This is a genomic window from Sphingomonas melonis DAPP-PG 224 (assembly GCF_000379045.1).
GTDB lineage: Bacteria > Pseudomonadota > Alphaproteobacteria > Sphingomonadales > Sphingomonadaceae > Sphingomonas > Sphingomonas aquatilis.
In genome coordinates this window covers 3278640-3299973 of sequence record NZ_KB900605.1, presented here as the reverse complement: position 1 = coordinate 3299973, position 21334 = coordinate 3278640, and the positions used below count along the sequence as shown (strand labels likewise).

Genomic DNA, 21334 nt, shown 5'->3' with positions numbered 1-21334 from the left:
AGGCTCAGCACGAACGGGGCGAGGACGTGCCTAAATCTCAGACACCTACGAAAAAAGACCGCCGGTGCGAGAGGGGATCGCACCGGCGGTCCGTCATCCCGGCCGGAAGGGTCGCTCCTTCCTGGTGGCCGGGACGAACCGTATGTCTCAGGCCGGCGAACCGACCAGCAGGTCGTAGCGGTCGGCGTTCATCACCTTGGTCCACGCCTTCACGAAGTGATCGGCGAACATCGGGGCCGCATCGGCGCAGGCATAGACTTCGGCGATCGCGCGCAGCTGCGAATTGGAGCCGAACACCAGGTCGGTGCGCGAGGCGGTCCACTTCTGTTCGTGCGTGTGGCGATCGGTGCCGACGAACTCCTCGTCGCTGTCATCGCTGACCTGCTTCCACGCGGTGCCCATGTCGAGCAGGTTCACGAAGAAGTCGTTGGTCAGCTGACCCGGCCGGTCGGTGAAGACGCCGTGCTGGCCCGCCTTGGGATGGTTGGTGCCGAGGACGCGGAGGCCCGCAACCAGAACCGCCATCTCGGGCGCCGACAGGCCGAGCAATTGCGCCCGATCGATCATCAGCTCCTCGGTAGGCACATTATACTTGACCTGCAGATAGTTGCGGAAGGCGTCGGCCTTCGGCTCCAGCACGTCGAAGCTTTCCGCGTCGGTCTGTTCGGCGCTGGCGTCGGTGCGGCCGGGCGCGAAGGGCACCGCGATCGCGTGGCCCGCGGCCTTGGCCGCCGCCTCGATCCCCACCGAACCGCCGAGCACGATCAGGTCGGCGATCGACACCTTCTTGTCGCCCTTGCCGTCGAAGTCGCCCTTGATGCCCTTATAGACGCCGAGCACCTTGGAGAGCTGTTCGGGGTTGTTGACCTCCCAGTCCTTCTGGGGCGCCAAGCGGATGCGGCCACCATTGGCGCCGCCGCGATGATCCGACCCGCGCCACGTCGATGCCGACGCCCAGGCGGTTGTGACCAGCTCGGCAATCGACAGGCCGGAATTGGCGATCGCGGTCTTGAGGTCGGCGACGTCGCCGTCGTCGATCTGCGGATAGTCCGCGACCGGGATCGGATCCTGCCAGATCAGCTCTTCCTGCGGCACTTCCGGGCCGATCAGACGGATCTTCGGGCCCATGTCGCGGTGCGTCAGCTTGTACCAGGCGCGCGCCCACACGTCGGCGAAATAGGCCGGGTCCGCACGGAATTTCTGGCAGATCGCATTGTAGGACGGGTCGACCTTCAACGCCATATCGGCGGTGGTCATCATCGTCGGCACGCGCTTGCCCGCGGTGTGCGCGGCCGGCGCCAGCGTCTCGTCAGGATCGCCGACGGGGTGCCACTGGTGCGCACCGGCGGGGCTTTTGGTCAGCTCGTACTCATGGTCGAAGAGCATGTCGAAATAGCTCATGTCCCACGTCGTCGGTGTCGGCGTCCACGCGCCTTCGATGCCACTGGTGATCGTGTGATCGCCCATGCCGCTTTCGTGCGTCGACGCCCAGCCGAGGCCCTGCGATGCGATGTCGGCGCCTTCCGGCTCGACGCCGACGAGCTTAGGATCGCCCGCGCCATGGGCCTTGCCGAACGTGTGGCCGCCGGCGGTGAGCGCGACGGTCTCTTCGTCGTTCATGCCCATGCGGGCGAACGTTTCACGCATGTCGCGTGCCGAACCCTGGGGCATCGGGCAACCGCCGGGGCCTTCCGGATTGACGTAGATGAGGCCCATCTGGATCGCGGCGAGCGGATTTTCGAGCGCGCGGCCCTCCTGTTCCTCGATGCGGGTCTGGCCGAGCCATTCCTCCTCGGTGCCCCAGTAGACGTCCTTCTCGGGCTCGAAGACGTCCTCGCGGCCGCCGGAGAAGCCGAAGGTCGGGCCACCCATCGATTCGATCGCGACATTGCCCGCCAGGATGAACAGGTCCGCCCAGCTGAGCTTGCGGCCGTACTTTTGCTTGATCGGCCACAGCAGGCGGCGCGCCTTGTCGAGGTTGCCGTTATCGGGCCAGGAGTTGAGCGGGGCGAAGCGCTGTTGGCCTGCCGACGAGCCGCCGCGGCCGTCGCCGGTGCGATAGGTGCCGGCGGAATGCCAGGCCATGCGGATGAAGAAGGGACCGTAGTGACCGTAATCGGCCGGCCACCAGGGCTGGCTGTCGGTCATCAGCGCGGTGAGATCGCGCTTCAGCTGGTCGTAATCGAGCGTCAGGAATTCGGAGCGATAGTCGAAGTCGTCGCCCATCGGATTGCCGCTGACGCCCTTCTGGTGAAGGATGTCGACCGACAGCGCCTCGGGCCACCAGTCGCGCGAGGTGCGGCCCAGCAGGCTGCGCAGCGCTGCGGGCTTCTTGTTCGGGTCGCTAAGTGGGCTGCCTTCGGTGATCGCGTCCATGTCCTGCTCTCCCTCAAAACGCTACGTCCGCTGCGGGCATGAACGCCGCCGCAGCGATGCTGTTGCCAAGGGATATCGCAGTCCGTCTGATCGGGATAACGCTTAATCGCGAAGGCTGTGATCGGGTGGGGCGATCAGTGGGGCCCTCGTCCATCGTCACCCCGTCACCCCGGCCTCGAGCCGGGGTCCCGCTTCTTCTTCTTGCGGGATAAAGCAGGACCCCGGATCAGGTCCGGGGTGACGGGAGTAGGGGCGGCAGTATCGACCGTTACGCCTCGTCCGGCACCCGCAGACCCGGCAGGCGCCGCACGCGGTCGGCGACCCATTTGCCGGGGTTGCGCAGTGGGCGGTCGAAGCGGATGCGGAGGACGATGCGGGTGCCGCTCGCCTCGTTCCAGACCTCATGGTCGTAGGTGTCGTCGAACACCAGCGTCTCGCCCTCCGACCAGCGGACGACGCGGTCGCCGACGCGCATGCGGACGTCGCCGTCGCGCGGCACGACGAGGCCGAGGTGGCAGGTGATCAGCCCCTTGGTGGCGCCGCGCCGGATCGCGTGATGCGCGCCCGGCGGCAGGATGGCGAGCGCGGCGCTGTCGAGGCCGGGGATGGTCGAGACGATGCGGTGGGTCTGCGGGCAGGGGGCGGGGGTGTCGCCGTCGCGGCTCCACAGCGTCACAGTGCGGTCGGCGGGGGCGGTGTCGGCGGAAAGCGCGCTCATCGCTTCGTCGCGGATCGTGCGCCAGTGATCGCGCAGCAGGGCGGTCCAGGCGAACTGGCGCATGTCGAGCACCGGATCGGTGGCGACCAGCGACGAGGCGGCGATCACGCGATCGATCCGGCGGCGCAGGCCCGCAGGCAGGTCGAGCCCACGCAGCAGGCCCTGCGGCTGTGGCTGCGTCGGGGCAGTCGGGGCGAGGGCGCCCGAATCCCGCCACATTGCCGATGCCGTCCTGGTCGTCGCGATCGTCATGCCCCTGCCGTCGTCATCCTGGCGTTCGCCGCGGCCAAGAGGCGCGGGCGTCGCTTATCCTGATTGTTCTGTAGGACTTGGGTATCGGCATACCGGGGCCAAATCATGACCGAAACATGGAGCGTCGGCACAGATGGTGTCCTCGCTGGCGGCGTCCGTCGTGCCACGCTACAGCAGGGGCCATGGCGTATCTTTCCCGCGCATTCGCGCCCGTACTCGTCCTCGCTCTGGCCACCGGCGGCATCGCCCAGGTTAAGGCGCCCCGCTCCGCAGTGGCGGCCCAGGCGGCTCCTGCGGTCAAAGTCGATCCGACCGCCTGGCTCTACAAGGGCAGCGACCTGCCGCACGATCCGGCCTGGGTGTTCGGCACCCTGCCCAACGGGCTGCGCTATGCGGTGCGCAAGAACGGCGTGCCGCCGGGCCAGGTGTCGATCCGCGTGCGCATCGACGCCGGGTCGCTCAACGAAAAGGACAGCGAGCGCGGCTACGCCCATTTCATCGAGCACCTCTCGTTTCGCGGGTCGGAATATGTCCCCGATGGCGAGGCGAAGCGCGTATGGCAGCGGTTCGGCGCGACCTTCGGGTCGGACAGCAATGCCTCGACCACGCCGACGCAGACGCTCTACAAGCTCGACCTGCCATCCGCGACCGAGCAGACGGTCGATGAAAGCCTGAAGATCCTGTCGGGCATGATGGAGCAGCCGACGCTGACCGATGCGGCGGTCTCCGCCGAACGGCCGATCGTCCTGGCCGAGCGCCGCGAACAGCCGGGGCCGCAGGTGAAGTTGCAGGAGGCGATGAGCAAATTGTTCTTCGCCGGCCAGCCGCTCGCCGAACGTTCGCCGATCGGGACGCTCCAGACTTTGGAGGCGGCGAATGGCGCGAGCGTGAAGGCGTTCCACGATCGCTGGTATCGGCCCGAAAACGCGGTCGTGATCATCTCGGGCGACATGGACCCGGCGACGCTCGGTCGGATGGTGACGCAGCATTTCGCCGGCTGGACGGGCAATGGCCCGGCGACGCCCGCACCCGATTTCGGCAAGCCGTCGCCCAACGAGCCGACCTCTGCCGTGATGGTCGAACCGGGCCTGCCGCCGCTCGTCATGATGGGCGTGGTGCGGCCGTGGCAGTACAATGACGACACCAAGATCTTCAATCAGAAGCGGATGGTCGACACGATCGCCGCACGCGTCATCAGCCGCCGGCTGGAGCGGCGTGCGCGCGCGGGCGCCAGCTTCGTGCAGGCGGGCGTCGACCTCGACGACCGGTCGCGCTCGGCGAACATGACGACCGTCATGATCCTGCCCGTCGGCGATCAGTGGGAACAGGCGCTGAAGGACGTGCGCGCGGTGATCGCCGATGCGCAGAAGACGCCGCCGACGCAGGCTGAGATCGACCGCGAATATGCCGATTATGAAGTCGCGATCCGCAACGGCGTGGAGACCGCGCAGGTCGAGGCGAGCGCCAAGCAGGCCGACGACATGGCCGGCGCGCTCGACATCCGCGAAACCGTGACCGCACCTGCCAACAGCTATGCGATCCTGACCGACGCCAAGGCGAAGGGCATGTTCAACCCCGCCGATGTGCTTGCCTCGACGAAGAAGATCTTCGCCGGCGTCGCGACGCGCGCGCTGGTCAACACGCGCACCGCCGAAAAGGGCGCGGCGGAAAAGCTGGCGGCGGCGCTGAAGGCCGATGTGTCGACGCTGACGATCAAGCGCGCGGCGCAGGCGGCGGTCGATTTCAGCAAGCTGCCCGCGCTGGGCAAGCCCGGTACGGTCGTGTCACGGACGCAGATCGCCGGGCTGCCATCGGAAAAGGTGGTGTTTTCGAACGGCGTGCGGCTGCTGACCTTCGCCAATCCCGACGATACCGGCCGCGTCTTCGTGCGCGTGCGCTTCGGGCGCGGCTATAATGCCTTGCCCGCGAGCAAGCCGAGCCCCGCCTGGGCGGGCGACCTTGCGCTGATGGAAAGCGGCATCGGCACCCTCAGCCAGGACGATCTCGACCAGCTGACCGCGGGGCGGCAATTGGGCCTCGACTTCGGGATCGACGACGATGCCTTTTCGATCGCGACGCTGAGCAGCCCCAAGGATTACGCCGACGAACTGACGCTGGCGGCGGCGAAGCTCGCCTATCCGCGCTGGGATGCGGCACCGGTCGCGCGGGCTAAGTCGTCGGCGCTGACCGCGATCCCCGGCTATGATTCGTCGGCGGACGGCGTGCTGTCGCGCGACCTCGAAGGGCTGCTGCACGATGGCGACCAGCGCTGGCTGACGCCGAGTGCCAAGACGGTGTCGTCGCTGACGCCGGAGCAGTTCAAGGCGTTCTGGGCGCCATTGCTCGCCAGCGGTCCGATCGAGGTCGACGTGTTCGGACAGATCAACCCGGACGAGGCGATCGCCGCGGTGGCCAAGAGCTTCGGCGCGCTGCCGCCGCGGGTGGACAGCTCGACCGCGCCGCCGCCGGTGCGCTTCCCCGCGCATGTCGCGAGCCCCGTGCTGCGCTATCACAACGGCCCCGACAATCAGGCGAGCGCGGTCATTGCCTGGCCGACGGGTGCGGGCCTGACCGATATCGCCGAAGCGCGGCGACTGGACGTGCTGGCCCAGGTGTTCAGCGACCGCCTGTTCGAACAGATGCGCCAGGCGGAGGGCGCGAGCTACAGCCCCGGCGTCGCGAGCAGCTGGCCCCGGGGCCTGCCCGGCGGCGGCCGCCTCATGGCGGTGAGCCAGGTCGCGCCCGCCAACGTGCCGCTGTTCTTCAGCCTCGCCCGCAAGATCGCCGCGGACTTGGCCAAGACGCCGGTCACCGCCGACGAGCTGGAACGCGTGAAGGGCCCGCTACAGCAAAGCTACGCCCGCGCCGCGACCAGCAGCCTGTTCTGGCTGCGCGAAATGTCGGGCGGCACCTTCGACGAACGCCGCATCGACGCGGTCCGTCGCCTGGGCCGCGACTTCGGCGAGGTGACGCCACAGGTGTTGCAGGCGACCGCGGCGAAATATCTGGTGCCCGAGAAGGACTGGACGCTGGCGGTGCTGCCGCGGAAGAAGTGAGGGGCGGGGGGACGCGAGCGCGCCGTGACCTCCCCCTCCGTCAGCTTCGCTGCCACCTCCCCCTGGCGGGGGAGGAATGGCTGAAAAGTCCTCCCTCGCTTTAGCGGGGGAGGGGGACCGCCCGCGTCAGCGGGTGGTGGAGGGGGCGTTTCCGCGGGCGTTTAGCTCGGCGAGGATGAGCCGCATCACCGCATCGAGATCGCGGAGAATGTCTGCGGCCGGGATGCGCAAGGTCGTGACGCCCTGTTCGGCGAGCCACGCGTCGCGCCTCGCATCGCGTTCGGGGCGGTCGGCGCGGTCATGCGCTTCGCCGTCAACTTCGATGACGAGGCCCGCTTTGGCGCAGTAGAAGTCGAGGACGTATGGGTCGACGGGGACCTGCTTCCGTATGCGGAGCGGAAGTTTGCGGAGTTCGCGCCAGAGCAGGATTTCTGGGAGGGTGAGGTTTCGCCTCAGTGCCTTTGCGTCGGCGAGGTTTCGTTTGGGGCCGCCGAGCTTCACCCTGTCCTCCCCCGCCAGGGGGAGGTGGCACGCCGTAGGCGTGTCGGAGGGGGAGGACAGCGGTGCGCCTGCGACCGAGAATTAGCCTCGCCCCCCCTTTTACGCTCACCCCTTGTACAACGCATCCAGCCGTTCGCCGTACACGCCGCGGATCACGTGGCGGCGGATCTTCAGGCTTGGGGTCAGCTGTTCGTTTTCGATCGCGAAGGGTTCGTCCGCCAGGATGAAGCGGCGGATGCGTTCGGTGACGGACAGGTCCTTGTTCACGCGCTCCACGGCATGGCCGATCGCGGTGCGATATTCGCTGTTTTCCGCAAGGCGCGCCGCCTTGCAGGCGGTGCCATTCGCCGCGCACCATTCCTGCGTCCATTCGGGGTCGGGCACGATCACCGCGACCATATAGGGGCGGCGGTCGCCGGCGATCATCGCCTGGACGATCTCGGGCTGCAGCGTCAGCATGCCCTCGACCTTCTGCGGCGCGACGTTTTCGCCCTTGTCGTTGATGATCAGGTCTTTCTTGCGGTCGGTGATCTTGATGCGGCCCGCCGCGTCGATCTCGCCGATGTCGCCGGTGTGCAGCCAGCCGTCGCGCAGCACGCGCGCGGTTTCCGCCTCGTTGCGCCAATAGCCATGCATCACCAACTCGCCGCGCACCAGAATCTCGCCATCGGGCGCGATCACCACCTCGGTCGCCTCGAGCGGCGGGCCGACCGTATCGACCTTCACGCCCACGCGCGGCCGGTTGCACGAGATGACCGGCGCCGCCTCGGTCTGGCCATAGCCCTGCAGGAAGGTAAGGCCAAGGCTCTGGAAGAACAGCCCGACCTCCGGCGTCAGCGGCGCGCCGCCCGACACCATCGCCTTCATCCGCCCGCCGAAGCGCTTGGCGATCTTGGGCTTGAAAAGCGTGTCGACCAGCAGCTTGGTCGGCCGATCGATGAGCGAGAGCCGCCCCGCGCTCTGCTTCGCGCCGATCTCCAGCGCCTTGTCGAGCAGCCACGCGGACATGCCGCCCTTCTTCTCGATCGCCTTGCTGATCCGCGTGCGCAGCACTTCGAACAGGCGCGGCACGACGAACATGATCGTCGGGCGCACTTCCTCGATATTGGCGGCGAGCTTGTCGAGGCCCTCGGCGTAATAGATCTGGCCGCCCAGCCCGATCGGGAAATGCTGCCCGCCGGTATGCTCATAGGCGTGCGAGAGCGGCAGGAACGACAGGAACACCTCGTCGTCCCAGCCGAAATCCTCGGAGATCAACGCCGCGCAGCCGTTCACATTGTGCAGCAACGCGCCATGGTGCTGCATCACGCCGCGCGGCGCGCCGCCGGTGCCGCTGGTGTAGATGATGCAGGCCAGATCGTTGCGCTGGAAATCCGCCTCCGCCGCGACGCGCGCGGGATCGGCGGGATGATCCGCGATCAGCCGGTGCCAGTCGTGAAAATCGATGCTGGTCGACGGCGCGCGCATCGGGTCGATGCCGATCACCGTCTGCCCCTGGTTCGATCGCAGCACCGCGGGCATCAGCGTCCGGGCGAGCTTTTCGGTCGATACGATGATCGCGCAGGCACCCGAATTTTCGATGATGTGCGCGTGGTCGCGCTCGGTGTTGGTCGTATAGGTCGGCACGGTGACGCAGCCCGCGGCCATGATGGCGAGGTCGCTGATGCACCATTCCGGCCGGTTCTCGGCGACCAGCATCACCCGGTCGCCGCGCTTCATGCCGATCGCCTTCAGGCCGGCGGCAAGGCTCGACACCTGCCGCGCCGCCTCTGCCCAGCTCGTGGCGACCCATTGGCCGTCGCGCTTCGCCCACAGGAAGGGGGCGTCACCCTTTTCCGCCGCGCGCGTGAAGAACATGGTGACGAGATTGGGGAAGTGTTCGAGGGTGCGCATGGCTCTCTCCTGCATGCCGGCGGCGCGTGTGGATCCCGCGCCTGCCGTAACGTCCGTGACGCGCTTTTTATTCCGAGGGGCGATTGGCGACGGGGGCCATGGGCAGCGGCTTGGTGACGCGGCCCGTTTCGTCGATCGCGGCGCCCTCGCTGCGCGGATCGGCGGCACCGACCCAGCGGTTGCCCTTCCATTCGATCGCATTGGCCTTGAGGCCCAGCGGCGCGATCTGCGTCCGTTCGCCAAGCTTGGCGAGCGCGGGCTGGAGCGCTTCGGCGGGCGTGCCCTTTTCCAGCGTCGCGACCGGGCCGGGTGCGTAGACGAGGCCGAGGCGGATGGCGTCCTCTGCCGACAGATTCCAGTCGAGCACGCCGATCAGCGCCTTGGCGATCTGCGCGATGATCGTCGATCCCCCCGCCGCACCGAGCGCGAGGCGCACCTTGCCCTGCGCGTCATAGACGATCGTCGGCGCCATCGAGCTGCGCGGGCGCTTGCCGCCCTCGACGCGGTTGGCGACCAGATAGCCTGCGTCCACGGGCACGATGTCGAAATCGGTCAGTTCGTTGTTCAGCATCGTGCCGTCGACCATCAGGCCGGACCCGAACGGCCCTTCGATCGTGGTCGTCACCTCGACGACATTGCCGTCGCGATCGGCGACGGCGAGGTCGGTCGTACCGGCCACCTCGCTGACCGGCGCGGCGGTGCGCGGCGGCGCGCCCGGCGGCGTACCGGCACTGACCGTCGCCATCGTCGTGCTGGGCGAGATCAGCGCAGAGCGCTGCGCGATATAGGCGGGGTCGAGCATGCCCGTGATCGGCACGCGCACGAAATCGGGATCGCCGACATACATGTTGCGGTCGGCATAGGCGAGGCGCGAGCTTTCGGCGAACAGATGCCAAGCCACCGGGCTGGCCGGGCCGAGCTTGCCCATGTCGAACCGTTCCAGCTGCTTCAGAATCATCAGCACGGTGATCCCGCCCGACGAGGGCGGGCCCATGCCGCAGATCTTGTAGGTGCGATACGGTACGCACAGGTTCGGGCGCGGCTTCGCTTCGTAACTGGCGATGTCGCCGGTGGTCATCTGCGACGGGTTGCGCGCGGCACCGTTGACCGTCGCGACGAGCTTTTGCGCCTGCGGACCGACGTAGAAGCTGTCAGGGCCGAGCTTGGCGATCCGTTCGAGCAGTGCCGCCTGCGCCGGATTGCGGATCAGGCCGTCGGCGCCGGGCGTGAAGGTGGCGCTGCCCTGCGGCGTCAGGTCGCCGCCGAACGAACGAACCGCATTGTTGAACCGCGGCGAGGGCTGGAATCCCTGCTTGGCCAGCCGGATCGCGGGCGCGAACAGCCGCGCCCAGGGCAGTTTGCCGCCGTTGCGATGCGCCAGCGCCATGCCGCGCAGCGCGCCCGGCACGCCGACGCTGCGGCCGCCGGGGACGGCATCGGCATGCGACAGCGGCGTGCCGTCGGCGGTGTAGAACCAGCGCGGGGTGGCGGCGTGCGGTGCGGTTTCGCGCGCGTCGATCGTGTCGATCTGGCCGGTGCGCGCGGCGTGGCGCACCCAGAAGCTGCCACCGCCCAGGCCGGAGCTTTGCGGCTCGACGACGTTCAGCGCGAGCATCGTGGCGATCGCCGCATCGGTGGCGCTGCCGCCGGCCTTCAGCATCTCGACGCCCGCCGCCGCGGCACGCGGATCGGCGGCGCTGACCATGCCGGGCACTTTCGGCGCGGGCGCCGTCGCTCCGGGAGCCCTGGGTCCGGCCGGGGTCTTCGCCGGTGCCGCAAGGGCGGGCAGCGGCAGTGATAGGACGGCGAGCGTCAGGGCAAGTCTGGTCATCGCGGCGAAACCTAACGCCTCGCCGCGTCAGGGCAAGCCGTTACGCCCCTACGGCATCCGTGACGCTGGCGAAGCCATCGTGGGCGAGGCATGCGTCGAGATCGGTCAGGATGCGGCGGGCGAGGCCGGGGCCCTCGAAGACCAGCGCCGAATAGAGCTGCACGAACGATGCGCCTGCCCGGATGCGCGCATAGGCCTCCGCGCCGCTGTCGACACCGCCCGCCGCGATCAGCGCGATGCCACCGCCGCTCGCCGCGCGCACATCGGCGAGGCGCTGGCGTGCGAGCGTGGCAAGCGGCGCGCCCGACAGGCCGCCGGTTTCGCCGGCATGCGGGCTGCGCAGCGGTGGGCGTGACACGGTGGTGTTGCCCATGATGATCGCGTCGATCCGCCGGTCGATCGCCGCGCGGACGATGCCGTCGATCGCAGCCGCATCGAGATCGGGCGCGACCTTCAGGAACAGCGGCGTGCTGCCCCGCGCCTCGGTACAGGCGGCGAGCAGCTCGTCCAGCGCTGCGCCGTGCTGCAGGTCGCGCAGGCCCGGCGTGTTGGGCGAGGAGATGTTGATCGTGACATAATCGGCGAGGGGGACCGCGGCGGTGACGCCGGTGACGTAATCGGCGATGCGATCGGTCGCGTCCTTATTGGCGCCGACATTGATGCCGAGCCGGCCGGAGCGCCGTTTTGCGGCACGGGCATTGGCGAGGCCCGCGTCCAGGCCACCGTTGTTGAACCCCATCCGGTTGATGACCGCGCGATCCGCGACCAGCCGAAACAGCCGCGGTTTGGGGTTGCCCGTCTGGGGCAGGGGGGTCAGCGTCCCCATCTCCACCGCGCCGAAGCCCATCGCGAACAGCCCGTCGACCGCGACGCCATCCTTGTCGAGGCCCGCCGCGACGCCAAGCGGATTAGCGAACCGGAGAGTGCCGATCTGGGTCGCGAGTCGCGGGTTTGGGGTGTGAGCCGCGACGGGCAGCTTTCCGCGCGCCGCCAAGGCCTTCAACGTCAACCCATGTGCGCGCTCGGCGTCGAGGGTGAACAGCAGCGGGCGCAGGGTCTGATACATGGTGGCGCCCATCGCACTGGGGAGGGCGAAGGTCAAAGCCGCCACGCGCCGTCCCGCCCTCCTTTCGTCATCCCGATGCAAACCTTCGTCATCCCGGCGAAAGCCGGGATCCATGGACACGATGCCTCCCGCGGTTCCTGCCCAACACGAGCGTCCCGCCTCCATGGATCCCGGCGTCCCCCGGGATGACGGGGAGGAGGGCGTTCCTCCCACCCAAATCCGTCATTCCCGCGAAGGCGGGAATCCATAACCGCTACCGGTGCGGCCCCATCGAAGACCTGCGCATCTGGATTCCCGCCTCCGCGGGAATGACGAAGGGGGCGGGCGCCCCTTCCGTACCATATCGACCCGCCCGCGACGCAAACACCACACCCCCGCTTGACCCCGCCACACAAACCCCTATCTGGCAATCGGATCGAATTGATCCGATTTGCGAGCCGTTCTCAACAACCGGCGTGCAACAAGCAGTTCGGAGCCATGCGCCTTTCCAGCCTCGCCGATTATGCGGTCGTGATGATGTCCGCCGCTGCGCGCCACTGCGGTGCCGCGGGCCGGCTGAACGCGACGCTGCTCGCCGAAGAAACCGGCGTGCCGCTGCCCACCGCGCAGAAGCTCGTCAGCCGCCTGTCTTCCGCCGGCCTAATCGAGAGCACGCGCGGCACCGGCGGCGGCTTTCGTCTGTCGCGCCCGCCCTCTGCGATCAGCCTCGCCGACATCGTCGAGGCGGTCGAGGGCCCGATCCAGCTCACCTCTTGCGTCGAGGGCAGTCGCCACGACTGCGCGATCGAAGGCGCGTGCCAGGTCCGCCCGCATTGGGGCATCGTCAACGAAGCCGTCCGCGGCGCGCTCGCCGGTGTCAGCCTCGCCCATCTCTCCCGCGCGCCGGCCGCCGCCGCGCCCCGCATTCCTGTACAGGTGTAACCCATGGCCACCAAGAACGCCGAAGCCTATGCGGCCGTCTCCAAGACCTACGAATGGGGCTTCACCTCCGATATCGAACAGGACTTCGCGCCCAAGGGGCTGAGCGAAGACACCGTCCGCTACATCAGCGCCAAGAAGGACGAGCCCGAATGGATGCTCGACTGGCGCCTGAAGGCCTTCCGCCTGTGGCAGACGCTAGAGGCGCCGGACTGGGCCAAGCTCAACGTCCCCCCGATCGATTACCAGGACGCCTATTATTACGCCGAGCCCAAGGCGAAGCCGAAGCTCGGCAGCCTGGACGAGGTCGATCCCGAAATCCTGCGCGTCTACGAAAAGCTCGGCATCCCGCTGGAAGAGCAGAAGATGCTCGCCGGCGTCGAGGACGGCAGCGAACCCAGGCGCCGCGTCGCGGTGGACGCGGTGTTCGATAGCGTGTCGGTGGCGACGACCTTCCGCAAGGAGCTGGAGGCCGCCGGCGTCATCTTCCGCTCGATCAGCGAAGCGATCCGGGAATATCCCGACCTCGTGAAGAAGTGGCTTGGCAAGGTCGTGCCGCAGCGCGATAATTATTTCGCCACGCTCAACAGCGCGGTCTTCAGCGACGGCACCTTCGTCTACATTCCGGAGGGCGTGCGCTGCCCGATGGAGCTGTCGACCTATTTCCGCATCAACGCCGAAAACACCGGCCAGTTCGAACGCACGTTGATCATCGCCGACAAGGGCTCGTACGTCAGCTACCTCGAAGGCTGTACCGCCCCGATGCGCGATGAGAACCAGCTGCACGCGGCGGTCGTCGAACTCGTCGCGATGGACGATGCCGAGATCAAATATTCGACCGTCCAGAATTGGTATCCGGGCGACGAGGACGGCAAGGGCGGCATCTACAATTTCGTCACCAAGCGCGCGCTCTGCCAGGGCAAGAACAGCAAGGTGTCGTGGACGCAGGTCGAAACCGGCAGTGCGATCACCTGGAAATATCCGTCCTGCGTGCTTGCGGGCGATGGATCGGTCGGGGAATTCTACTCGGTCGCGGTGACGAACAATCGCCAGCAGGCCGACACCGGCACCAAGATGATCCACCTCGGCAAGAACACCAAGTCGACCATCGTGTCGAAGGGGATCAGCGCGGGTCGCAGCGACAACACCTACCGCGGCCTGGTCCGCGTCGCGCCGACCGCGGAGAACGTCCGCAATTTCACCCAGTGCGACAGCCTGCTCCTTGGCGACCAGTGCGGCGCACACACCGTGCCGTACATCGAGGTCAAGAACCCGAGCGCGCAGATCGAGCATGAGGCGACGACGTCGAAGATCAGCGAGGACCAGCTGTTCTACGCGATGAGCCGCGGCCTGGATCAGGAAGCGGCGGTCGCGCTGATCGTCAACGGCTTCGCTCGCGAAGTGCTGCAACAGCTGCCGATGGAGTTCGCCGTTGAGGCGCAGAAGCTGCTGGGGATCTCGCTGGAAGGCTCCGTCGGATGACCCAAGCACCCCGTCCTGCCGGACTTGTTCCGGCATCCACCGTGCCACAAGGGGGCGCTGCCCGAGTGGAGGAGTGGACCCCGGAACAAGTCCGGGGTGACGGTGGCGTGTTGTGCTGCGGCGGACTTAGCAAGTGACGATTGCCGGCTGGTCAGGCTTGGCGGTGGTAATTGCGGTTAGCTTGGTGAGCACGCTGGCAATCGTTTTCTCGTTCCTGTTTTTCGTTATCCATCTTTCAAAGAAGAAGCGTTCCCGCTGATGCTGAAAATCGAAAACCTCCACGCCGAGATCGACGGCAAGCCGATCCTCAAGGGCCTCAGCCTCACCGTCAACGCGGGCGAGATCCATGCGATCATGGGTCCGAACGGCGCGGGCAAGTCGACGCTGGGCTACGTGCTCGGCGGTCGCCCCGGCTATGAGGTGACCGAAGGCTCGATCACCTTCGACGGACAGGACCTGCTCGACCTCGAACCCAACGAACGCGCCGCCGCCGGCGTGTTCCTCGGCTTCCAGTATCCGGTCGAAATCCCCGGCGTCAGCAACGTCCAGTTCCTGCGCGAGGCCTTGAACGCCCAGCGCGCGACGCGCGACGAAAAGCCGCTGTCGGGCGCCGAATTCCTGAAGCTCGCCCGCGCGCAGGCCGCATCCCTCGAAATGGATGCCGAAATGCTCAAGCGCCCGGTCAACGTCGGCTTTTCGGGCGGCGAGAAGAAGCGCAACGAGATGGTGCAGATGGGCATCGTCGACCCCAAGTTCGCAATCCTCGACGAAACGGACTCGGGCCTCGACATCGACGCGCTGCGCATCGTCGGCGACGGCATCAACCGCATCATGCGCAAAGCCGACAAGGCGGTGCTGCTGATCACCCACTATCAGCGCCTGCTCGACTACGTGCAGCCCGATCACGTCCATGTTCTGGCCGACGGCCGCATCGTCCGTTCGGGCGGACCGCAGCTGGCGCTGGAGCTGGAGAAGGAAGGCTATGCGGGGGTGGTCGCGTGACGCTGTCCCAAAAGTCCTCCCTCGCTTTAGCGGGGGAGGGGGACCGCTCGCCGCAGGCGAGGGGTGGAGGGGGCGTCTCCGCATACGCGAGCCTCGCCATATCCTCCCCCTCCGTCACGGCTGCGCCGCGCCACCTCCCCCTGGCGGGGGAGGACTGGAAGCCGAGCGCCTCAGGCACCATTCGTCCTCTCCGCGTCTCCGCGTCTCCGCGTGAAACCTCGTCTCTTCGCGTCTTCGCGTCTTCGCGCGATCAAAAGAGCATCGCCGCATGACCGACGTCCTCGACCTTCCCACCACCCGCGACGAGGCGTTCCGCTGGGCCGATATGCCCGCGCTGCAGGCCGCGCGCGCGCTGTCCGCGACGACGGCAGCGATCCCGCAACCGATCCTGGCCGATGCCATCCGGCTGGTGTTCGTGGACGGCGATCTGGTCGACCAACCGGCCGGGCTCGACATCGCGTCCATGATGCTCGCCAGCGACCACCCGCTCGCCCGCCATGCGGCGGGGCAGGGGCTTGGCGTGACGCTCGCGCCCCGGAGCGTCACCCGCCTCGAGATCGTCCGCGCCAATGCGGGCGGTGACGGCCACACCCCGCTCAGCATCACGCTCGGCGAAGACGCCGTCCTCACGCTGGTCGAAACCTATACCGGCACCGGTTGGACCAACACGCTGACCCGGTTCGATCTGGGCAAGGGCGCCCGCGTCATGCGCGCGGTGCGGATCGTGCAGGATGCGGGCTTCGTCTCGACTCGGGACGAGGTGGCCATCGCCGAAGCCGCCAGCTTCGTCAGCGTCGCATTGGGCGCCACCGCTGCCGGCACCCGCCTCGACGCCGCGCTGACGCTGAACGGCGACGGCGCCTATGCCGAACTCGGCGGCGCGCTGCTGACCCGTGACGAGCAGCGCCAGGAATGCGCGGTCCGCGTCCGCCACGCCCACCCCAACGGGCAGTCGCACCAGCTGTGGCGCGCGGTCGCTGCCGATCGTTCGACCGTCAGCCTCGCCGCCGCGGTCGAGGTGGCGCGCGATGCGCAGAAGACCGACGGCGAACAGTCGCTGCGCGGTCTGCTGCTGCAACGCACCGCGACGGTGAACCTGAAGCCCGAGCTCGAAATCTTCGCCGACGACGTGAAGTGCGCGCACGGCGCGACGGTCGGCGAACTCGATGCACGCGCGCTCTTCTACATGCAAAGCCGCGGCATCCCCGCGGCGCGCGCGAAGGCGTTGCTGACGCGGGCGTTCGTTGCGGACGCGCTCGACCGGATCGCCGACGAAGCAGTGCGCGAGGTGTTCGCAGCCGACGCCGACGGCTGGCTGGATAAAGCCCTCTCCCATCGGGAGAGGGAGGGGACCCGCCCGGCGCAGCCGGGTGGGGAGGGTGAGGGCGGCGCATGATCGACGCTGCCAGCTGCCCTCACCCTTCCGCCGCTTTGCGGCTCCCTCCCTCTCCCGATGGGAGAGGGCGTTTCGAAGGGTTACGTACCCTCCACTTCGTCCACTTCCGCGCGTGCGGAGCCGTCGCATGACCGCCACCGAAGCCCCGCTCGACCGGCTCGCCGACTTCCCCGCGATCCCCGCCGGCTGGGCGTATCTCGACACCGCCGCCACCGCGCAGAAGCCGCAACCCGTGCTCGACGCGATTGCCCGCGCCTATGGCGAGACCTATGCGACCGTCCACCGCGGCGTGTACCAGCGTTCCGCCGACATGACGCTGGCCTATGAAGCCGCGCGCCAGAAGGTCGCGCGCTTCATCGGCGCGGCAACTCCCGACGAGATCGTCTTCACCCGCGGCGCGACCGAAGGGATCAACCTCGTCGCGCAATGCTGGGCTGTGACGCAGCTGAAGGCCGGCGACCGCATCCTGCTGTCGATGCTGGAGCATCACAGCAACATCGTACCCTGGCAGATGGTCGCCGAGCGAGTCGGCGCCGCGATCGACGTGCTGCCGCTGACGGACGACCATCGCATCGACCTCGACGCGATGGAGCGCATGCTGACGCCGCAGCACAAGCTCGTCGCGCTGGCGCATGTGTCGAACGTGCTCGGCTCGGTGCTCGACGCCAAGCGCGCGACCGACTTCGCGCATGGCGTTGGCGCCAAGATCCTGCTCGACGGCTGCCAGGCGGTGCCGCGCGTCGCGGTCGATGTCGCGGCGATCGGCTGCGACTTCTACGTCTTCTCCGGCCACAAGCTTTACGGCCCGACCGGGATCGGCGTGCTGTGGGGCAGGGGCGATTTGCTCGCGGCGATGCCGCCCTATCAGGGTGGCGGATCGATGATCGATCGCGTCACCTTCGCCAAGACGACCTATGCGCCCCCGCCGGGCCGGTTCGAGGCAGGCACCCCGCATATCGTCGGCGCGCTCGGCCTCGCCGCCGCGATCGATTATGTCGAGGGCATCGGCCTCGCGGCGATCCACGCGCACGAAACCGCATTGGTCCGCGACGCGCGCGCGGCGCTGTCGTCGCTCAACTCGGTCCGGCTGTTCGGGCCGGAGGACAGCGCCGGCATCGTCAGTTTTGCGGTCGAGGGGGTGCATCCGCACGACGTCGGCACCATCTTGGACGAAGGCCGCGTGGCGATCCGCGCCGGCCATCATTGTGCGCAGCCGTTGATGGAGGCGCTGGGCGTCGACGCGACCGCGCGCGCGAGCTTCGCGGTCTACAACGGCCCGCAGGATATCGAGGCGCTGGTGAAGGGCGTCGAACGCGTAACGAGGATATTCGGATGAGCGATACGATCCGTATCGAGGAAGTGGACGCGGTCGAAACGCCGCCGCGCGCGCGCGTTGACGATGCAGCCGAGCCGCGCCAGCGCGACTATCTGTCGGGCTTCCTTCAGCAGAAGCCGCAGGGCGATGCGCCCGGCGAGCCGGGCGGCGCACTATATGAAGGTGTGATCGACGCGCTCAAGGAAATCTACGACCCCGAAATTCCGGTCAACATCTACGACCTCGGCCTGATCTACGGCGTCGAGGTGACGGCCGAGGGGCAGGCCGTGGTGACGATGACGCTCACCACGCCGCATTGCCCGGTCGCGGAATCGATGCCGGCCGAGGTGGAGATGCGCGTCGCCGCGGTGCCGGGCATCGCCTTCGCCGACGTCAACCTCGTCTGGGATCCGCCTTGGGATCCGCAGAAGATGTCCGACGAGGCGAAACTCGAATTGGGGATGCTGTGATGGCCACCACGCTCCGTCAGCGCCCGGCGCCGCTGATCCTCACCCCATCGGCGGATGCGCGCATCGCCGACTTGATGGCGCGCGCGCCCGACGGCGCGATCGGCGTCAAGCTGTCGACGCCGCGTCGTGGCTGCTCGGGCCTCGCCTATTCGGTCGATTACGTCACCGAAGCCAAGCCCTTCGACGAGCGGATCGAGACGCCCGGCGGCACGCTGTTCGTCGACGGCGGGTCGATCCTGTATCTCGTCGGATCGACGATGGATTGGGTGGAGGACGATTTCACCGCCGGCTTCGTCTTCAACAACCCCAACGCCAAGGGCGCCTGCGGCTGCGGCGAGAGCTTCACCGTCTGAGGCGCCCCCCCCGGGGGGCGGCGCCTGCTGGGGCTTCAGGCGCGGTTGGCGGCGCTGAGCACCGCGCGCACCGAGGCGGTGGCAATGTCGGTGTCGAGGCCGACGCCGAACACGGTGCGGCCGTCGGCGGTGCGGCATTCGACATAGGCCGCGGCCTGCGCATCGGCGCCATGGCCGATGGCATGCTCGCTGTAATCGACTACGTCGAGGTCAGGCCCCGTCGTCTCGCTGAGCGCCGCGATGACGCCGGAAATCAGGCCATTGCCGCGGCCGGAGATCGAGCGCTCCTCGCCATCCACCGCGACGCGGCCGACGAACAGCCGATCCCCGGCGGTGCCGCGCTCCTCATAGTCGCGAAGCACGAACCGGTCGCCTTCGCGGGGCAGGTAGGTCGCCTCGAACCGGCCCCAGATGTCGGCGGCACCGAGCTCGCGGCTGGTTTCGTCGGCCAGCGCCTGGACGTGGCGGCTGAAATCGGCCTGCAGGCGCTTGGGCAGCTTCAGGCCCTTGTCCTGTTCGATCACCCAGGCGACGCCGCCCTTGCCCGACTGCGAATTGACGCGGATCACCGCTTCGTAGCTGCGGCCGAGATCGGCGGGGTCGATCGGCAGATAGGGGACCTCCCACGCCTCGTCGTTCTGCTGTTCGCGGGCCGCAAACCCCTTCTTGATCGCGTCCTGATGGCTGCCCGAAAAGGCGGTGAACACCAGCTCGCCGGCATAGGGGGTGCGGGGATGGACGGGGATGCGCGTCGCATATTCCACCGTCTTCACGATGGCATCGATGTCCGACAGGTCGAGCCGCGGGTCGACCCCTTGCGTGTACATATTGAGCGCGACGGTCACGAGGTCGCAATTGCCGGTGCGCTCGCCGTTGCCGAGCAGGCAGCCCTCGACGCGATCGGCGCCGGCCATCAGCCCCAGCTCCGCCGCGGCGACGCCGGTGCCGCGGTCGTTGTGGGTGTGGAGCGAGATCACCACCGCGTCGCGGTTCGGGATGTTGCGGCCGAACCATTCGATCTGGTCGGCATAGACGTTGGGCGTCGCGCACTCGACCGTCGCGGGCAGGTTGAAGATGATCGGCTTATCGGCGGTGGGTTGCAGCACGTCCATCACCGCGGCGCACACCTCGACCGAGAAATCGAGTTCGGCAGTCGAGAAGGTTTCGGGGCTATATTCGAACCGCCAATCGGTGTTGGGGCGCTTGGCGGCCTCGTCGCGCAGCACCTTGGCGCCTTCGATCGCGATCTGCTTCACCTCGTCGCGGGTCATGCCGAACACGATCTTGCGCCACGCCGGCGAGACGGCGTTGTAGAGGTGGACGATCGCCTGCTTCGCGCCGTCGAGGCTGGCGAAGCTCGTCTCGATCAGGTCGCGGCGCGATTGGGTGAGGACCTGGACGAACACGTCGTCGGGGATGCGATCGGTCTTCACCAGGCCGCTGATGAAGTCGAACTCCGTCGCACCGGCGCTTGGGAAGCCGACCTCGATTTCCTTGAGGCCTACCTTCACCAGCAGATCGAAGAAGCGCGTCTTCTTTTCCGCGTCCATCGGGTCGATCAGCGCCTGATTGCCGTCGCGCAGGTCGGTCGACAGCCAGCGCGGGGCCTGGGTGATCACCCGCGACGGCCATTGCCGGTCGGCGAGGTCGATGGTGGGGAAGGGGCGGTATTTGGTCGAAGGATCGCGAAGCATGGGGAGTCCCGTCGTCGGCCGCGCGCTGCCGGCGCGGCAAGGTGGCGCTGAAGCGTTATCCGGCCCTTAGGGGAGCATGCATGAGCAGTGGCCGCCCCTAAGGGCGGGTAAGTCGCAGGGTGGCGGCGGCGCTCATCATCACGGCTGCGTCATGACGGAGCGCGGCGGCTTTGTCCACCCGCCAAACGGGCGGTGCGTGCGGAAAAGTTTCAGGCCATCCCGCACGCACGACCATTTTATTGCGCGGTAAAGGCGGCGTTGATGTCGAGCTTCACATCGTCGGCGACGACGGGGAGCGCATAGCCGAGGCCGAAATCGCTGCGCTTGATCATCGCGGTACCGCGGAAGCCGAAGTTCAGCTTCTTGCTCATCGGGTTGGTGCCCGCGCCAACGAAGGTCGCGTCGATCGTCACCGGCTTGGTGACGTTCTTGATCGTCAGGTTGCCGGTGATCTTCGCGCGATTGCCGTTGGCGACGACCGAGGTCGAGACGAAGCGCGCGGTGGGATAGGTCGCGGCGTCGAAGAAGTCCTTCGATTCTAGATGATGCTTGAACTGTTCCGACGTGGTCGACAGCTTGTTGATCGCGAACGTGACGTCGAGCTTCGCCGCGGCGGGGCGCTTGGGATCGATGGTCAGCGAGCCGCCTTCCGCGCCGAACTGGCCGGACAGCATGCTGAAGCCCATGTGGTTGAGCGTCCACGTCACCTGCGTGTGCGCGGGATCGACGGCATAGGTGCCAGCGGTCACGGCGGCGGCGTTCGGCGAGCCGGGCAGGCCGGCGGGGGCCTGCGCGATAGCGGGCACGGCGGCAGCGGCCAGGACGGCGGCGAGGATCAGGCGCATGTGGTGGGTCTCCCTGGGAACAATCGTTTCGGGTTTGACCATAACGCTGCGCAGGGGGAAAGTGCCGGTTCGGAAACGGTTGGTTGCGCGCTTGGCTGTCGTAGTCCTCCCCCGCCAGGGGGAGGTGGCACGGCGAAGCCGTGACGGAGGGGGAGGGAAGCGACAC

Annotated in this window: 16 protein-coding genes; 8 read left to right on the top strand and 8 right to left on the bottom strand. The window is 67.8% G+C overall.

Annotated features, from left to right (window positions below; genetic code table 11):
• Positions 1-147: 147 nt before the first annotated feature.
• Together katG and SPHME3_RS0115980 are read right to left on the bottom strand one after the other, a co-directional pair.
• Positions 148-2376: a catalase/peroxidase HPI gene (gene katG / locus SPHME3_RS0115985; protein WP_017978352.1), complete on the bottom strand. Its 2229-nt coding sequence runs from the start codon at positions 2374-2376 to the stop codon at positions 148-150.
• Between the two features lie 268 nt (positions 2377-2644).
• Positions 2645-3346, bottom strand: coding sequence for an aspartyl/asparaginyl beta-hydroxylase domain-containing protein (locus SPHME3_RS0115980; RefSeq protein WP_017978353.1), 702 nt, complete (start codon positions 3344-3346; stop codon positions 2645-2647).
• Positions 3347-3528: 182 nt separating this feature from the next.
• On the opposite strand from SPHME3_RS0115980, the gene SPHME3_RS0115975 reads away from it, so the two are divergent.
• Positions 3529-6402 carry a M16 family metallopeptidase gene (locus SPHME3_RS0115975; protein ID WP_020486450.1) on the top strand — a complete coding sequence of 958 codons (2874 nt, stop codon included), beginning with the start codon at positions 3529-3531 and terminating at the stop codon, positions 6400-6402.
• Between the two features lie 126 nt (positions 6403-6528).
• Here the strand turns inward: SPHME3_RS0115975 and SPHME3_RS20240 are convergent, their stop codons facing one another.
• From SPHME3_RS20240 to SPHME3_RS0115955, 4 genes are all read right to left on the bottom strand, one after another.
• Complete coding sequence (locus SPHME3_RS20240) at positions 6529-6903, bottom strand: endonuclease domain-containing protein (protein ID WP_024310505.1); 375 nt, start codon at positions 6901-6903, stop codon at positions 6529-6531.
• A gap of 105 nt (positions 6904-7008) precedes the next feature.
• The gene (locus SPHME3_RS0115965; protein WP_017978355.1) at positions 7009-8796 is read right to left on the bottom strand and encodes an AMP-dependent synthetase/ligase; all 1788 of its coding nucleotides are present in this window, start codon (positions 8794-8796) and stop codon (positions 7009-7011) included.
• A gap of 67 nt (positions 8797-8863) precedes the next feature.
• Positions 8864-10627, bottom strand: coding sequence for a gamma-glutamyltransferase (gene ggt / locus SPHME3_RS0115960; protein ID WP_353846221.1), 1764 nt, complete (start codon positions 10625-10627; stop codon positions 8864-8866).
• A 40-nt stretch (positions 10628-10667) separates the two neighbouring features.
• Positions 10668-11705 (bottom strand): quinone-dependent dihydroorotate dehydrogenase, encoded by a 1038-nt coding sequence (locus SPHME3_RS0115955; RefSeq protein ID WP_017978357.1) that lies wholly within the window; start codon positions 11703-11705, stop codon positions 10668-10670.
• Between the two features lie 465 nt (positions 11706-12170).
• Here SPHME3_RS0115955 and SPHME3_RS0115950 point away from each other — a divergent pair, with 465 nt between their 5' ends.
• The 7 genes from SPHME3_RS0115950 (at position 12171) to SPHME3_RS0115920 (ending at position 18629) form a co-directional block, all read left to right on the top strand.
• Positions 12171-12614, top strand: coding sequence for an SUF system Fe-S cluster assembly regulator (locus SPHME3_RS0115950; RefSeq protein WP_017978358.1), 444 nt, complete (start codon positions 12171-12173; stop codon positions 12612-12614).
• A 3-nt stretch (positions 12615-12617) separates the two neighbouring features.
• Positions 12618-14093, top strand: coding sequence for a Fe-S cluster assembly protein SufB (gene sufB, locus SPHME3_RS0115945; RefSeq protein ID WP_017978359.1), 1476 nt, complete (start codon positions 12618-12620; stop codon positions 14091-14093).
• A gap of 258 nt (positions 14094-14351) precedes the next feature.
• On the top strand, positions 14352-15095 hold the full coding sequence (gene sufC / locus SPHME3_RS0115940) for a Fe-S cluster assembly ATPase SufC (protein ID WP_017978360.1): 744 nt from the start codon (positions 14352-14354) through the stop codon (positions 15093-15095).
• Positions 15096-15363: 268 nt separating this feature from the next.
• Positions 15364-16491 (top strand): SufB/SufD family protein, encoded by a 1128-nt coding sequence (locus SPHME3_RS0115935; RefSeq protein ID WP_017978361.1) that lies wholly within the window; start codon positions 15364-15366, stop codon positions 16489-16491.
• Between the two features lie 127 nt (positions 16492-16618).
• Complete coding sequence (locus SPHME3_RS0115930) at positions 16619-17827, top strand: aminotransferase class V-fold PLP-dependent enzyme (RefSeq protein WP_017978362.1); 1209 nt, start codon at positions 16619-16621, stop codon at positions 17825-17827.
• Positions 17824-18276, top strand: coding sequence for an SUF system Fe-S cluster assembly protein (locus tag SPHME3_RS0115925; protein WP_017978363.1), 453 nt, complete (start codon positions 17824-17826; stop codon positions 18274-18276). The genes SPHME3_RS0115930 and SPHME3_RS0115925 overlap by 4 nt, the downstream gene beginning before the upstream one ends.
• Positions 18276-18629, top strand: a complete 354-nt coding sequence (locus SPHME3_RS0115920) for a HesB/IscA family protein (RefSeq protein WP_017978364.1) — start codon at positions 18276-18278, stop codon at positions 18627-18629. The genes SPHME3_RS0115925 and SPHME3_RS0115920 overlap by 1 nt, the downstream gene beginning before the upstream one ends.
• Before the next feature lie 35 nt (positions 18630-18664).
• Here the strand turns inward: SPHME3_RS0115920 and leuA are convergent, their stop codons facing one another.
• Entirely contained in the window at positions 18665-20323 is a 1659-nt protein-coding gene (gene leuA, locus SPHME3_RS0115915) for a 2-isopropylmalate synthase (protein ID WP_017978365.1), read from the bottom strand.
• Between the two features lie 236 nt (positions 20324-20559).
• Positions 20560-21168, bottom strand: coding sequence for a YceI family protein (locus SPHME3_RS0115910; protein WP_017978366.1), 609 nt, complete (start codon positions 21166-21168; stop codon positions 20560-20562).
• Between the last annotated feature and the right edge of the window lie 166 nt (positions 21169-21334).